This is a genomic window from Rhizobium sp. BK399 (assembly GCF_014194695.1).
Lineage (GTDB): Bacteria > Pseudomonadota > Alphaproteobacteria > Rhizobiales > Rhizobiaceae > Rhizobium.
Genome location: NZ_JACIAH010000003.1, coordinates 116,684 through 130,388, shown reverse-complemented (window position 1 = coordinate 130,388; position 13,705 = coordinate 116,684). Strand labels below are relative to the sequence as shown.

Below are 13,705 nucleotides of genomic sequence, written 5' to 3'. Positions count from 1 at the left end.
GTGTCACCTTTGCTGTGAAACGAGTTCGGGAGAGACGTCGCGCTGCGACGCCGAGTTCACGGACCGTTTGGTTCTGCCGCCCGTCAGGACGGCGTAGACGCGCGGAAAATTCTTCCGGCACAGCCCGTTTGAGAGAGCGAGCAATGGAAACAGCAGGACGAAGGACAGAACGAAGAACAACGGATAGAAGCTCAGGTCTGCTTTGCCCCACAGAATCCAGAGGAAAATGAGGAGCGGGTAGTGGGCGCAAAAGATCCAGAAGCTGAGGCTCCCGGTCTTTGCGAGTCGTTGGCCAATCTGCGTCTTGATCAGCGGAGCCGAGAGCAGCCAGAAGCCCAATGCACCACCGATTGCGAGCGCGTTGCGGAAGAATTGCACCCAATCAGGTAGCGAAGGTCCGGTGAAAAAGATGGCGGTTGCCAGAAGGGCCGAGGAAGCGAGCAGCAGAAGGACGCCAAGCGACGCAAAGCGATCAAGAGCCTTGAGGTCAAACTGCTGCAAGGCAAGGAAGATGCCGAGACTAAAGGTGAAAAGGATGGAGCGCTTTAGAACGATGTAGATCGACAGTTCCGGAATGAGCGCGATTACCAGCAAGGCAGTCAACGTCAATATAGGAGCCCGGCTGATCAGCCAGGCAAGGATTGGCGAAAGCAGGATGCAGACGAAGAGATCGCGAAGGAAGTACAAGGGTACGTTGGCCGGGAAATTCTCGACCGCCAGCACTTGTGACATCAGATCACGGCCGGACGCGTGCAGCGGGTCGGGCAGATAGCCGTCACCCACCCCGACACTGGTGGCGAGGACGATTGCTGCGATGAATCCACAGTTCCAAAGCAGGAATGGCACAAACACCGTCTGCACCTTCGTGCGCACGGTTTTCTTGTAGCTGAAGTTCTCCTGTCCGCTGCGAAACAACAGATAGCCCGAGATCGCGCTCAGGCATGGAACGCCGACGCGAAACAGCGCCTCCGTCAGAAAAACCCGTATCCAGTCAAATGCGCCGTAGGCCCCCTCGTAGGGACTGCTGGCGGCGTCGAACGGTATATGGACGAACACAATGCCCGATATGAGCACGATGCGCATCAGATTTATCCGCGACGAAACATTCGCATCAACATTCACGCTATCAGTCACCCCTTTTGGGCCGCACCTCCCCTTGCGACCGTTTTCAATCAGAGCAGACTCGAGCCCGCACCCCGAAGTTAGGGCGGATTCACGGAAGAAAATATGGCAGTGCAGCAAAAAGTGATCGGCGGTCCCACTTCGTAACAGTCGTCCTGTCCTGGCTCAGTATGAGAAAAAGCCTATGTGTCGGCCCGCCGAATGGTCCTCAACGTCAACGTCAGCAGTGCATTTCATAACATGATGATATTCATCAATTTCTAGGCTTTTCCGTCGCGAGTGGCATAAAAGTTTTTGTTGACTGGTGAACGATTGTTACAACGAGAGGCTGACGAACGGCTCCGATCATGGCGGAATTGCGGCTTGAGAGCGAGCCGCCGTTTCGTTTCGATACGGGTTGATGCGATCCTATCACTGGACAGCTTTGACAAACTTCGGCCGAAATGAACGTCATCATTTTGCAGTGCAGCACACTTGCTGCGCCTGTCATTCACCCCTAGATGCGCTGGGGCGAAAACATAAATTCGCGTATCTCAAGGGAGAGACTATGGCGACCTTCACGATCATCATCCCCTTCTATCAGCGCGAGGACGGCATTCTCAGCCGCGCCTTGGAGTCGGTCTTCTCGCAAAGCTACACGGATGTTGATGTCATCGTCGTCGACGACCAGTCACCACGTTCCCCAGATGCGGACCTCGCTCTTTTGTCGGAGGAGAACAGGGCGCGCGTGACAGTGATCGCCCAACCGAACGCCGGGCCTGGCGGCGCCAGAAACACTGGCCTCGATCATGTGCCGAAGGCGACGCGATACGTTGCCTTTCTCGACTCCGATGATGTCTGGACTCCCGATCACCTGGAGAACGCAGCCAAGGCGATGGAGGCCTTCGGGGGCGACTGCTACTGGGCGTCGATCGAAGGCGGCGAGGAGTTTGACTATCACTTCGGTATCGCCGCTCTCGAGAAAGAGGAGGGAGCGCGGCGCCTGCTGGACAAGCCGCTGATCCTGGACGTGCCGGATCTTGCCGGCGTCATGCTGAAGAACTGGGCCTTCCTGCATATGTCCTGCATGGTCATCGGTCGGCCGCTGTTCGAGAAGGTCCGTTTCGACGCCGCCTTGCGATTGGCCGCCGAGGACGTCCTGTTCTTCTGCGATTGCATCATTGCGGCGAAACAGGTGTTGCTCTGCGCGGAGCCGGGTGCGCTGCGCGGCGAGGGCATCAACATCTTCCACGGCGTCGACAACGCCTCACCGGAATTTCTCAAGCAGCAATTCATCACCTGGATGGCGCTTGACCAGCTGGAAAGCCGGTTCTCCCGCCGGCCGCAGGAGGTCGAAACCATCAAGAAACACAAGAATACGGCGCGAAGGCAGGCCATCTGGAGCCAGATCGGCCTGCTGCGCCGGCGCAAGACGCCAGATTTCAGATTGCTTGCACGATGGGCGGCACGCGATCCCCGTTTGTTGGGAAGTGCGCTGCAGCTGGCTGCTGCGAAGCTCTCGAAGTAGTCGATTCCCGGTTATTTTGCCGGGGCGCTCAAAAGATATCGTAGGCCATTGCCCGGCGCCGTGACGGAGACGCCGCCGGGGTTGCGCAGGCGTTCCGTCTTGTCGGCAAGGATGCCCGTCGCAATCGCGGGGAAGGCTCCTGGGTTCCCAGCAACGTAGGCGATCGCTGCTAGCGGCCCTGCCTGGCCCTTGATATCGAGAAACCGCCGCAGCTCATATTTGCCGCGTACATGCCGCTCATGCCGGCGCACGGCTTCCGCCGCCTGTGGGGGCAACTTCACCGACTTCAGGAGCGTGCGATCGGCCTCATACAAGCGGCGCAAATCCTCGGTGCGATGGCGTCCGCTGAGCGAGTCGCCGCGCACGACCGCGCCGTAGCCGCAGCTGTGGATCACCTTGTAGCGCGCGCCGAGCGCCAAGGCCCGGATGTAGAGATCGTAGTCTTCGCCGAGCCGCATTTCTTCACGGTAACGCAGGCCGTGCTTATCCAGAAAGGCGCGTCGCATGACCGGCTTGAGGAAGCCGATCTCGCCGCGGCGGACACCGCGCTTTGAAATGTTGCCGTCAACGAAGGTAGGCAGGTCGAGGAAGAGCGGATTTTCGGCGAATTGCTGGAGCCGCCCCGGCGCCAGGCTTGCCGCATCGGCATCGACGAAGGCGATGTTGTCGGCAACGAATTCCCAGTCGTCTTCTGCAAGCATGCGGCGAAAGCGACCTGCGAAAAAGAAATCGTCCGCATCCAAGATTGCGATCAGTGGCGCCGAAGAGATTGCGATGGCGTGGTTGCGGGCGGCCGACGGCCCTTTGTTTTGGTCGAATCTGACAACGTTCAACCTGCCGCTGGCGTCGTCGGCCCGCCTTGCGGTTCCCGCCGTGTCATCGCTGGAGCCGTCATCGACAACGACGACTTCGGCCACTTCAGGCTCTTGAAGGGCCGATCTAACGGCAGTTTCGATGGTGTCTGCTGCGTTCTTGGCAGCGATGATGACGCAAATGTTTGCGGTTTTTGCCACGCGTGACCTCCGTTGTTTCGCCCAACAACTAAGACGTCAAAATGTGGCGGACAACGGTCCGCTCTTCAAATGATGTTACGAACGGGATGCTCTTCATGCCGGGAAGGCATGGCAATGCTTCGAATCGAAGAGGCTTAGCGGTTGAAAGGTTCAGAACCCTTGAATGGCGACACAGGCAGCTTTTCCGTCTCTTCGCGCCTCACTGAGGGGCGAATCGTGCGGCTCCTGCTCTCCTTCCAGACGAGGTATAAGACGCCGCCGAAATAACCGATTTGAAGCAGGACGGCAGAGATTGCCGTCTTGACTGCGGTCCCGGTGAGAGAACCGCTCAACCAATACGTCGCGACAGCAAATACGGCCAATGCGCCGAGCATGCTGAAGATAACGCGAGGTGCATACATCTGTTGCCTCCTCCATCGGAGCTTCGTTCAATGTACAATCATTGAAGACGAAAGCGCCACCAGGATCCTTCCTAGGATAATGTTTTACAGGACTTCCTGTTTCAACTGAAGGTCTGGAGACGTTTTTTTGCGTCTGCGAGAGGCGTAGTACAGCCACGATCTTAAAGGTTTCTTCCGGCTATTGGTAAAAATGCCACGCACTGCCGCCGCCGCATCGCTTTCTCGAAAGATGATTAAAAAACATTGCGTCCATCGGTAGTTGCGCACAATTTGGCAATACACGCTCCTATTAGTGCCACAATGTATGCGGTGTGGGGTGCGTTCGGAGTGCTTTCTGTTCAACTTTTATTACAAAGTTTTAATTTCAAACGGTTAGCTGGTGCAGCGCAAAATGCATGGTGCAATGCAATAGGTGGCTCCTTTTTGCAAATAGAAACCGGGCCTTTCTCAGAAGCCGACAGTGGAAACCAGCAATTGCCGGCACCCCGCTCTGACGTCCTAGACTTCAGTATCTTTGGCTCGGATAGCAATGCCAGAGACTTTTATTGGTACACGCAGAGATTAGTTCGAAATCGCCAAAGAATTGTATGATTGTTTCAGCAGAGTCTTAAAAACAAAAAAGTTGAACGGCGGCTCCAAAAACATGCCGTAACGCCACGGTCTTAAAATTGTGGCTTAAAAAAACAAAATCACCTCATACACTTCGAATTCGTCAGCGCTAGCTAAGCGGCCTGAGCCTACCCGACCAAACGGCAAACATAAGTGGAGTTACCTCTATGAAGTCTGCGACGAGATCGGACAGTTCGCCATTTTATGGCGTAGTTCATCAGAGCGTGTTTCCGCCGACTGGCGGGATCGCGAAACGGGCATTCGACATGTCCGCCGCCTGCCTCGGGCTCATCTTTCTGAGCCCGCTTTTTTTGATGGTGATGTTGCTTGTGAAGCTCTCGGACAAAGGACCGATCTTCTATGGGCATCGCCGCATCGGCCATAACGGCCAGGAGTTCCGTTGCCTGAAGTTTCGGACAATGGTCACCAATGGTGACAAGGTTCTGCAGGAGCACCTGCGCAACAATCCGAAGGCCATGGAAGAGTGGCGTGCAACGCGCAAACTGCAGGATGACCCCCGGGTCACTGCCGTGGGTGCCGTTCTACGCAAGTTGAGTCTTGATGAGCTTCCCCAGCTCTTCAATATCATCCGCGGCGAAATGAGCGTCGTCGGTCCGCGTCCTGTCGTTCGAGACGAACTCGAAATGTACGAGAATTCGGCCGTCTACTATCTGCAATCTCGCCCTGGCCTGACGGGCCTGTGGCAGATCAGCGGACGCAATGACGTTTCTTACGCAACTCGCGTCGCCTTCGACACACACTACGTCGAAAACTGGTCGCTGGTTCGGGATGTCGTGATCATCGCACGCACAATTCCGGCGGTATGCGCTCAACGCGGCAGCTACTAAGCCGCATCTCAAAAACCAAACAGTACTGCGCGGCAACGCCTTGCGGCTTGTCGTGCCGAGACACGGGGAAGGTAATGGAAAAACGCTTTCTTGACGGCAAGGCCGGACGATTTCGCACGCTAAGATCCGGTGTTGTTGTCGCAGCCGGACTTGGTGCTTTTCTGGCGTCTTCATCGCTTGCTGCTGCCGACGACTACCGTCTTGGTATCATGGACAAGCTGAAGATTCGGGTGGCCGAGTGGCAGACCGCGGATGGCAGCATCCGCGACTGGTCGGTCGTCAGTGGGGACTACACGGTCGGGCCTTCAGGAAGCATTTCCTTGCCTTTCGTCGGAGACATGCCTGCTTCGGGCAAAACGACTGACGCAATCGCCCAGGAGATCGGCACGGCTCTGCAGAAGCAATTTGCTCTGAAGGACCGTCCATCTGCCTCGGTCGAGCTCTCGGAATTCCGGCCGGTTTATCTGTCCGGTGACGTCGAAAAGCCCGGTGAATACCCGTTTGCGCCGAATCTGACGATCATCAAGGCCGTGAGCCTTGCCGGCGGTCTGCGCCGTGCAGACGCCGGGCAACGGTTCGCCCGTGACTTCATCAATGCAAAGGGTGACGCGGTCGTCTACATGGCAGACCGTGCACGCCTATTGGTGAAGCAGGCGCGGCTGCGGGCCGAGATCGCCAACCAGGATACGATTGACATGCCGAAGGAGCTTCAGGACAAGCCGGAGGCGAAGCCCCTGCTTGACAGCGAAACGGCTCTCATGAACACCCGCAGGAAACGCCTGACGCTGCAGCTTCAGGCGCTTGCCGACCTCAAGCAGTTGCTCCAAAGCGAAGTCGAGACACTTGCCAAGAAGAGCGAAACCCAGACCCGGCAGTTGCAGCTGGCGACTGAGGATCGCGATAAGGTCGAAGATCTTGCGGAGAAGGGCCTTGCGTTGAGCGCCCGCAAGATGGCCGCTGAACAGCGGGCAGCTGATACCGAGGCGACGCTCCTCGATATCGATACCAATTCGCTGAAGGCCAAGCAGGACATCAGCAAGGCCAACCAAGACGAGATCACGCTTCGGAACGACTGGGATGCACAGCTATCCCAGGAGCTCCAGAATGCCGACGCTCAGCTCGACGAACTCAATCTCAAGCTCGAAACCAGCAACTCGCTGATGGCGGAGGCGTTGACGCAATCGACCGATGCCGCCCGTTTTGACACCAGCACCGGGGCTGCGAGCATCGCCTATTCAATCGTCCGCGAAGTTGACGGCAAGGCGAAGGAGATTCCGGTTCAGGAAAATACTGCGCTCCTGCCCGGCGACCTGATCAAGGTCACTGCCGGACTGGCGATGAGATAACGAGGCCGCAATGCGGATCGCAAAATCGGCGCTCATTCAGCCAGGCGGGAACGCGGCTTATGCCATTCCCGCCGTGGCACTGTCACTTTTTTGCTTCGCCTACTCGATCAAGTTCGGGCAGGTGGCGATCCTGCTTTACTATGCGCTCTGGCTGCCGCTGATCGCCGTCGACTACAAGAAGGTGCTCGGCAGTCACGGTCGTTACCTCTGGATCTACGCCTTCGCCGCGCTCGCCTTCCTGTCGGTGTTCTGGTCTGCCGTTCCAAGCATCTCTGTGCGAGCCAGCATTCAGTACCTGACGCAGGTCATCTGTGCGCTGATTGCGGTGCGGGTGCTCGACGTCAGGACCCTGACGGTCGGCATGATCGCCGGCGTCGGGATCGTCCTCATCTATTCGTTGTTGTTCGGCTACTACGAGTACGATCCGCTGGACGGAACCTTCAGTTTCGTGGGGGCCTTCGCCTCAAAGAACCAGCTCGGCTTCTACGCGTCGCTGGGGTTGATCGTCTCGTTCGCAGCCGTCTTCATCTTCGGCGAGAGACGCCTCTGGATGGCTGCGTCCGGCATCGTTGGACTTTTGTCCGCCTATTGCCTCATCGCCTGCCAATCGGCGACATCCGTGCTGACCACGGCTGTCGTGCTGGCCTTGATGATGGGATTGCATGTCGTCCTCGCACTGACGCCTGATCACCGAAAACTGCTGGTCGTCGGCGGCGGCGTCGCCGTTATCGTTCTCGCCGTTGCCGGCGTTTATCTCGGAGCGGTCGACGCCGTTCTAGGCATCTTCGGCAAGGATTCGACGCTGACCGGGCGCACCTATCTCTGGCAACAGGGGATCGAGGCGGCAAAACAGAATCCGATCTTCGGCATCGGCTACCAGGCCTATTGGGTCCAGGGCTTCTCCGAGCCGGAGCGGCTGTGGGAAGAGTTCTTTATCGGGTCGCGGAGCGGCTTCCATTTCCACAACACCTATATCGAAACGGCCGTCGAACTGGGCCTCGCGGGCGTCTTTATCCTCGCGGCGATGCTGCTGCGGATCCTCTGGGGGCATTTGCGGCGCGTCATCGAGGATTTCAGGAATGTTGAATCCTATCTGCTTTTCTCGATTGCTGTCCTGCTGACGATCCGCTCCTTCGTCGAGATTGATATTCTGACGCCATACAACGTCGGGACGTTTCTTTTCTACTTCACCGCTGGAAAGCTGGCGACTGCGCGTCGACTGCCGGCGGTGAGCTCTTGGCGACACCACAAGTTGCCTGAGCCCATCGCTCAATAACGCCATAACATTTCGACCGGCCTGACCGGCTCCCCGAGGAAACCGATGAAGACACTTTACGGCATCCAATATCTGCGCGCCTTTGCGGCACTTGCCGTCGTGGTCTTCCACGCTGCCGAAAAGACCGGTGAGCATTTTGCAATCGGTGCCGCTGGCGTTGATGTTTTCTTCGTGATCAGCGGCTTCATCATGTGGGTCATCAGTGATCGCCGCCCGATGACACCCCAAGGGTTCCTGCTCGATCGCATTAGGCGTATCGCGCCCTCCTACTGGCTGGTGACGAGCGTGATGATCGCCGGCGCTGTGGTCGGCCTGTTCCCGAACCTGAAGCTGACCGGCGCCCACATCCTTGCCTCGCTGTTCTTCATTCCGGCCCTGTCGCCAAGCACCGGCGACATCTGGCCGGTCCTCGTCCAGGGTTGGACGCTGAGTTTCGAGATGTTCTTTTACGTGTTGTTTGCTGGGGCGCTTTTCCTGCCACGTCGCTGGCGGCTGCTGTATCTAACGGCGATCTTCGGTGGCTTTTTCCTGATCGGCCTTCTCTTCGAGCCGGCGTCGCCGGTGCTCAAAACCTATACCCGGCCGATCATTCTGGAATTCCTCGGAGGCGTCTTCATTGCGGAATTGTGGATCAAGCGGTGGATCGCAGGAACTAGCCTGGGGCTTGCTTGTGTCGGTGCCTCGCTCTCCGGCTTTGCGACGATTTTCCTGATCGGTGCCGATTTCGACGAAACGATCTGCGGGCCGCTCGCCATGGCGCTGGTCTACGGCATGGTGTCGCTCGAGACAGATGGCAGCATTGGCCGTGTGCCGCTTCTCACGTATCTCGGCGATGCGTCCTATTCGATCTACCTCTGGCACACGCTGGCGATCTCGGTGATCGTCAAGGCTGCCGGCATGATCGGGTTGTCGACCACGTCGACGATCGGGCTCGCCGCTGTTGGCGGAACGGTTCTCGGAGCGGCAGCCTACGAGCTTGTCGAGAAGCCGCTCCGGAAGATCCTGTCGTCAGACCTGCTCAAACAGAACGTGGTCGAGCGGCGCCCTTCATGAAGAAGTCCCGGTGGCAGCCTCCTCGGAGGGTTGCGCGGCTTCGGTCTGCGCAACAGCAGGCTTTTTCCGGCGCCCGCGCAGCACGACGTAGAAAACGGGCGTCAGGAACAGGCCGAAAATCGTTACGCCAAGCATCCCTGAGAAAACGGCCGTCCCGAGTGACTGACGCATTTCGGCTCCGGGGCCGGTGGCGATCGCGAGCGGCAATACGCCGAAGATAAAGGCGAACGCCGTCATTAGGATCGGGCGCAAGCGAAGATGGCTGGCCTCCACTGCGGCCTCCACCGGCGATTTGCCTTCCTCTTCCGCCTGCCGGGCGAACTCGACGATCAGAATCGCGTTCTTGGCGGCAAGACCGATGAGGACGATCAGACCGATCTGCGTCAGGACGTTATTGTCCATTCCTCTCAACCAAACACCGATCAGAGCAGCGAGCACGGCAAGTGGAACGATGAGGATGATGGCCAGAGGCAACACCCAGCTTTCATATTGCGCCGCCAGAGCCAGGAAGACGAAGACCACCGACAGAATAAATATGTAAATCGCCGTGTTTCCGGTGTGGGTTTCCTGGTAGGCCAGTTCCGTCCATTCGAACGTGGTTCCCGGTGGCAGGATCTTTGCCGCCAGCGCTTCCATCTTCTTGATGGCATCGCCGGTCGATGTGCCCGGCGTCGGATTTCCCTGCAGCGGCACCGAAACGTACATGTTGTAACGCTGGACAAGCGCCGGGCCGCTTGCATCCTTGATCTCCATCAGGGTTCCGAGGGGCACGAGCGCACCTGTCGCCGACCGGACCTTCAGGGCAAGGATGTCGTCTCGGTCCATGCGGTATTGTCGGTCGGCCTGAGCCCTGACCTGGTAAACGCGGCCGAACGCATTGAAATCGTTCACATAGGAAACGCCGAGATTGATCGACAGGGCGTTGAAGATATTGGGGATCGGCACGTTCAGGAAGCGCGCCTTATCACGGTCGATCTCGAGGAAGTATTGCGGGCTGGCGTCCGAGAAGGTTGTGAAGACGCCGGTCAGCCCCTCAGTTGTGGCGGCGGCGCCCATCATCTGCCGCGCGAGTCCAAGCGCGCGGGTCATGTCGGCGTTTTCAAGATCGGAAACCTGCATCTTGAAGCCGCCAGAGTTGCCGACGCCTCGTACCGAGGGCGGTGGGATGGCGATGATAAAGGCCTCCTGGATGCTCTGCAGCTTGCCGAAGAGTTCTCCGATAATCTTGTTTGCGGTCTCGCCGCCTTCCTCGCGTTCGGCGAAAGACTTGAACGGAACGAAGACCACACCCGCATTCGAGGCATTCGTGAAGGTCGCACCGCTGAAGCCAGCAAACTGGACGGCGTTGCCGACGCCGGGAACTTGCCGGGCGATGTCGCCGACCTGCTTGACGACGGCATCGGTACGCGCGAGCGAGGCGCCATCGGGAAGCTGTATGACGATGATTGCGTAACCCTGGTCCATGGTCGGAATGAAGCCCGAAGGGACTTTAGTGCCCATGTACCACGTTGCTCCCAAGAGCCCTGCGAAGACGAGAAGCGAGCAGGTCAGCCCCACCCAGCTGCTGACGAGATGCCGGATGATCCATGAGTAGCCGGCACTCATTCGATCGAAGCCGTGGTTGAAGCCGTTGGCCAGGCTGCGCACGAAACGCGTTGCTATGCTGACACGCTTGGTTTCGTGGTCATGGCTTTTCAGCAGGATCCCGGCCAGCGCTGGTGAAAGCGTCAGGGAATTCAACGCCGAGATTGCCGTGGTGACCGAGATCGTAACCGCGAATTGCCTGTAGAACTGGCCAGATATGCCCGGAATAAAGGCCGTCGGTACGAACACGGCGATAAGGACCAACGAAATCGCAACGACCGCGGTGCCGACTTCATCCATGGTGACATGAGCCGCTTCCTTCGGAGACATCCCGCGCGCCAGATTGCGTTCGACGTTCTCCACCACGACGATCGCATCGTCGACGACGATACCGATGGCAAGCACGAGACCGAACAGGGTCAGCATGTTGAGGGAGAAGCCGAATGCCAGCAGCACCGCGAAGGTGCCGATCAGCGATACCGGTATTGCAACGATCGGAATGATCGCCGTGCGCCAGGATTGCAGGAAGACCAGCACGACAATGGCCACCAGAATCGCCGCTTCGGCAATGGTTCGATAGACCTCCGCAATCGAATCCGAGATGAATTCGGTCGTGTCGTAGACGATCCGATATTCCAATCCCGGCGGGAAATTCTGCGAGATGTCCTTCATGATCGCCTGGACCTGATGCGCGGTATCCAGTGCATTGGTTCCGGGCCGGGCGAAGACACCGAGGGCAACGGCCGGATCGTTGTTCAGATAGCTATTGGTGACGTAGTCTTGCGCGCCGAGCTCGATACGAGCGACATCCTGCAGCGCGACCAGCCGGCCGCTGGCGGTTGATTTAACAATGACATAGCGAAATTGGCGGACATCGGAAAAACGTCCCTCGGTGCGCACCGTGTATTCGAACGCATTCTTGCCGGTAACGGGAGGCGCGCCGATCTTGCCGCCAGATACCTGGACGTTCTGGTCGCGGAGCGCTGCGACAACGTCATCCGATGTCATCTGATAGGCGGAGAGTTTTTCCGGATCGAGCCAGATTCGCATCGAATATTGGCGCTCGCCAAAGATCTGTACGTCACCAACGCCATCTAGACGAACGAGAACGTCGCGGATGCGGTTGCGCGCGTAGTTCGAGACGTAAAGCTGGTCGTAGCGGTGCGACGGTGACAGCAGATGCACGACCATCATCAGGTCGGGAGAACTCTTGTCTGTGGTGACACCGAGCCGCTGCACCTCTTCGGGAAGGCGGGGCAAGGCGATCGAGACGCGGTTCTGGACAAGAACCTGCACCTTGTCCAGGTCGGTGCCCAGCTTGAAGGTAATCGTCAGCGACATGGCGCCGTCGGCGCTGGAATAGGAGGACATATAAAGCATGTCCTCGACGCCGTTGATCTGCTGCTCGAGTGGCGTTGACACGGTGTCGGCGATAGTCTGCGGGTCGGCGCCGGGATAGGACGTGCGTACGACGATAGTCGGTGGTGCGATCTCCGGGTACTGAGATACCGGCAATTGCGTATAAGCAATGCTGCCGACGACGAGGAAGACGATCGAGATGACGGCCGCAAAGATCGGCCGGTCCACAAAGAAATGGGCAAATCTCATTGGCCGCTCTCCGGGACCGGGGAATCGGGCGGCGTATCGCGCCGTTCTTGCGGCAGTTCTATCATCTTCGGCGTGATCGTTGCGCCGGGCCGGACGCGCATCAGGCCATTGACGACGATCGTCTCGGTGCCGTCGAGGCCTTCGCGAATGACCCGATAGCCGTAGATTCGCGGACCCGGCCGTACCGGCATAGTCGAAACCTTGCCGTCGGTGCCGACGACAAACACGACGCGCTCATTCTGGTCGGAGCCGATCGCTTCGTCGGGGACGAGGACGGCTTTATAGGTATTGGAGGCCGCGACCTGGATGCGCCCAAACAGGCCAGGCTGAAGCACGAGATCCGGGTTGGCGAAGCGGGCGCGAAGCCGGATCGTGCCGCTCTGGTTGTCGATCCTGTTCTCCGCAAAGTCGAGCTTTCCCGTGAAGGGCTTGGCGTTCGGGTCGCTGATCGTCACCGTCACGTCGACGCCTCCGCCGCCCTGCTGAAGCACCTGGCCCTTCCTGCGAGCAGTGTCAGCGAAATTCAGGAGCCGGCGCTCGTCGACATCGAAATAGAAGTCGATCGGGTCGAGTGAAACGATTGTCGTCAGTACCGATTGGTCGGCTTGAACCAGGTTGCCGATCGAGATCAGGCGGCGATCGATACGGCCGCTCAAGGGTGCCGTGATTTTGGTATAGTCCATATCGAGAGCAGCGCGGTCGGCAGTCGCCTGGGCACCGCGGACGTTCGCCTGCGACGAAAGCCATTCCCGGCGACGGTCGTCCAAAGTAGAGACCGATTGGCTGCCGCTGGTCGCCAGCGACTCCGCGCGCTTGAACTGCGCTTCAGCATAGGTCTGTGTGGACTTGGCCACCTCCAGCGCAGCGTTTGCCTCATTGAGCGCAGTGATGAAAGGCCGCTGATCGATGACGAAAAGGAGGTCGCCTTCTTTGACAACGGCGCCGTCCGTGAAATGCACTTCCTGCAGGTAGCCGCCGACGCGAGAACGGACAGACACCTCATCCACCGGTTCGAAGCGGCCGATGAATTCATCGTTGTCGACGACATCGCGCACGACAGGCTTGGCAACGGTGACGGGTGGGGGAGGCGGGGCACCCTGGGCGACTGCGCTTGCTGCAGGCAAAAGGATCATGCTGCTCAGCAAAAGCATGTTTCTAATTGAGAAAGGCATAGCAGTCTCCCAATTTGGGCCGCTGCCAGCGAGCCCACTATGTCGATAAGATAATGCGTGTCACGTCTTGCTGCGTCCGAGCGAAAAAGCGTCGCCCGTATCGATATTCTGCACCTGAGCGCCATTCTGGGCGCGCGGTCGATCTGCGATTGCTAGAAAAGAATAA

The 13,705-nt window shown here is 58.4% G+C and carries 10 protein-coding genes; 5 read left to right on the top strand and 5 right to left on the bottom strand.

Annotation, left to right across the window (positions count from 1 at the left end):
- Positions 1-3 precede the first annotated feature (3 nt).
- The gene (locus FHT97_RS09505; protein ID WP_183861616.1) at positions 4-1,122 is read right to left on the bottom strand and encodes an acyltransferase; all 1,119 of its coding nucleotides are present in this window, start codon (positions 1,120-1,122) and stop codon (positions 4-6) included.
- A gap of 547 nt (positions 1,123-1,669) precedes the next feature.
- Here FHT97_RS09505 and FHT97_RS09500 point away from each other — a divergent pair.
- Positions 1,670-2,629, top strand: a complete 960-nt coding sequence (locus tag FHT97_RS09500; RefSeq protein WP_183755553.1) for a glycosyltransferase family 2 protein — start codon at positions 1,670-1,672, stop codon at positions 2,627-2,629.
- A gap of 11 nt (positions 2,630-2,640) precedes the next feature.
- Here FHT97_RS09500 and FHT97_RS09495 read toward each other — a convergent pair whose 3' ends face one another.
- Positions 2,641-3,642: a glycosyltransferase family 2 protein gene (locus FHT97_RS09495; protein ID WP_183861614.1), complete on the bottom strand. Its 1,002-nt coding sequence runs from the start codon at positions 3,640-3,642 to the stop codon at positions 2,641-2,643.
- A gap of 134 nt (positions 3,643-3,776) precedes the next feature.
- Positions 3,777-4,043: an exopolysaccharide production repressor protein gene (locus tag FHT97_RS09490; RefSeq protein ID WP_183755555.1), complete on the bottom strand. Its 267-nt coding sequence runs from the start codon at positions 4,041-4,043 to the stop codon at positions 3,777-3,779.
- A gap of 776 nt (positions 4,044-4,819) precedes the next feature.
- Between FHT97_RS09490 and FHT97_RS09485 the strand changes: the two genes are divergently transcribed.
- From FHT97_RS09485 to FHT97_RS09470, 4 genes are all read left to right on the top strand, one after another.
- The gene (locus FHT97_RS09485; RefSeq protein WP_114713575.1) at positions 4,820-5,500 is read left to right on the top strand and encodes a sugar transferase; all 681 of its coding nucleotides are present in this window, start codon (positions 4,820-4,822) and stop codon (positions 5,498-5,500) included.
- Between the two features lie 74 nt (positions 5,501-5,574).
- The gene (locus FHT97_RS09480; RefSeq protein WP_183861612.1) at positions 5,575-6,846 is read left to right on the top strand and encodes a polysaccharide biosynthesis/export family protein; all 1,272 of its coding nucleotides are present in this window, start codon (positions 5,575-5,577) and stop codon (positions 6,844-6,846) included.
- A 10-nt stretch (positions 6,847-6,856) separates the two neighbouring features.
- Positions 6,857-8,122 carry an O-antigen ligase gene (locus FHT97_RS09475; RefSeq protein ID WP_183861610.1) on the top strand — a complete coding sequence of 422 codons (1,266 nt, stop codon included), beginning with the start codon at positions 6,857-6,859 and terminating at the stop codon, positions 8,120-8,122.
- 45 nt (positions 8,123-8,167) lie between these two features.
- On the top strand, positions 8,168-9,175 hold the full coding sequence (locus FHT97_RS09470; protein WP_183861608.1) for an acyltransferase: 1,008 nt from the start codon (positions 8,168-8,170) through the stop codon (positions 9,173-9,175).
- On the opposite strand, the gene FHT97_RS09465 is transcribed toward FHT97_RS09470, so the two are convergent.
- Together FHT97_RS09465 and FHT97_RS09460 are read right to left on the bottom strand one after the other, a co-directional pair.
- Entirely contained in the window at positions 9,170-12,367 is a 3,198-nt protein-coding gene (locus FHT97_RS09465) for a multidrug efflux RND transporter permease subunit (RefSeq protein WP_183861606.1), read from the bottom strand. The two genes, FHT97_RS09470 and FHT97_RS09465, sit on opposite strands and share 6 nt — an antisense overlap.
- Complete coding sequence (locus tag FHT97_RS09460) at positions 12,364-13,539, bottom strand: efflux RND transporter periplasmic adaptor subunit (RefSeq protein WP_183861604.1); 1,176 nt, start codon at positions 13,537-13,539, stop codon at positions 12,364-12,366. Before FHT97_RS09460 ends, FHT97_RS09465 begins: the two co-directional genes overlap by 4 nt.
- Between the last annotated feature and the right edge of the window lie 166 nt (positions 13,540-13,705).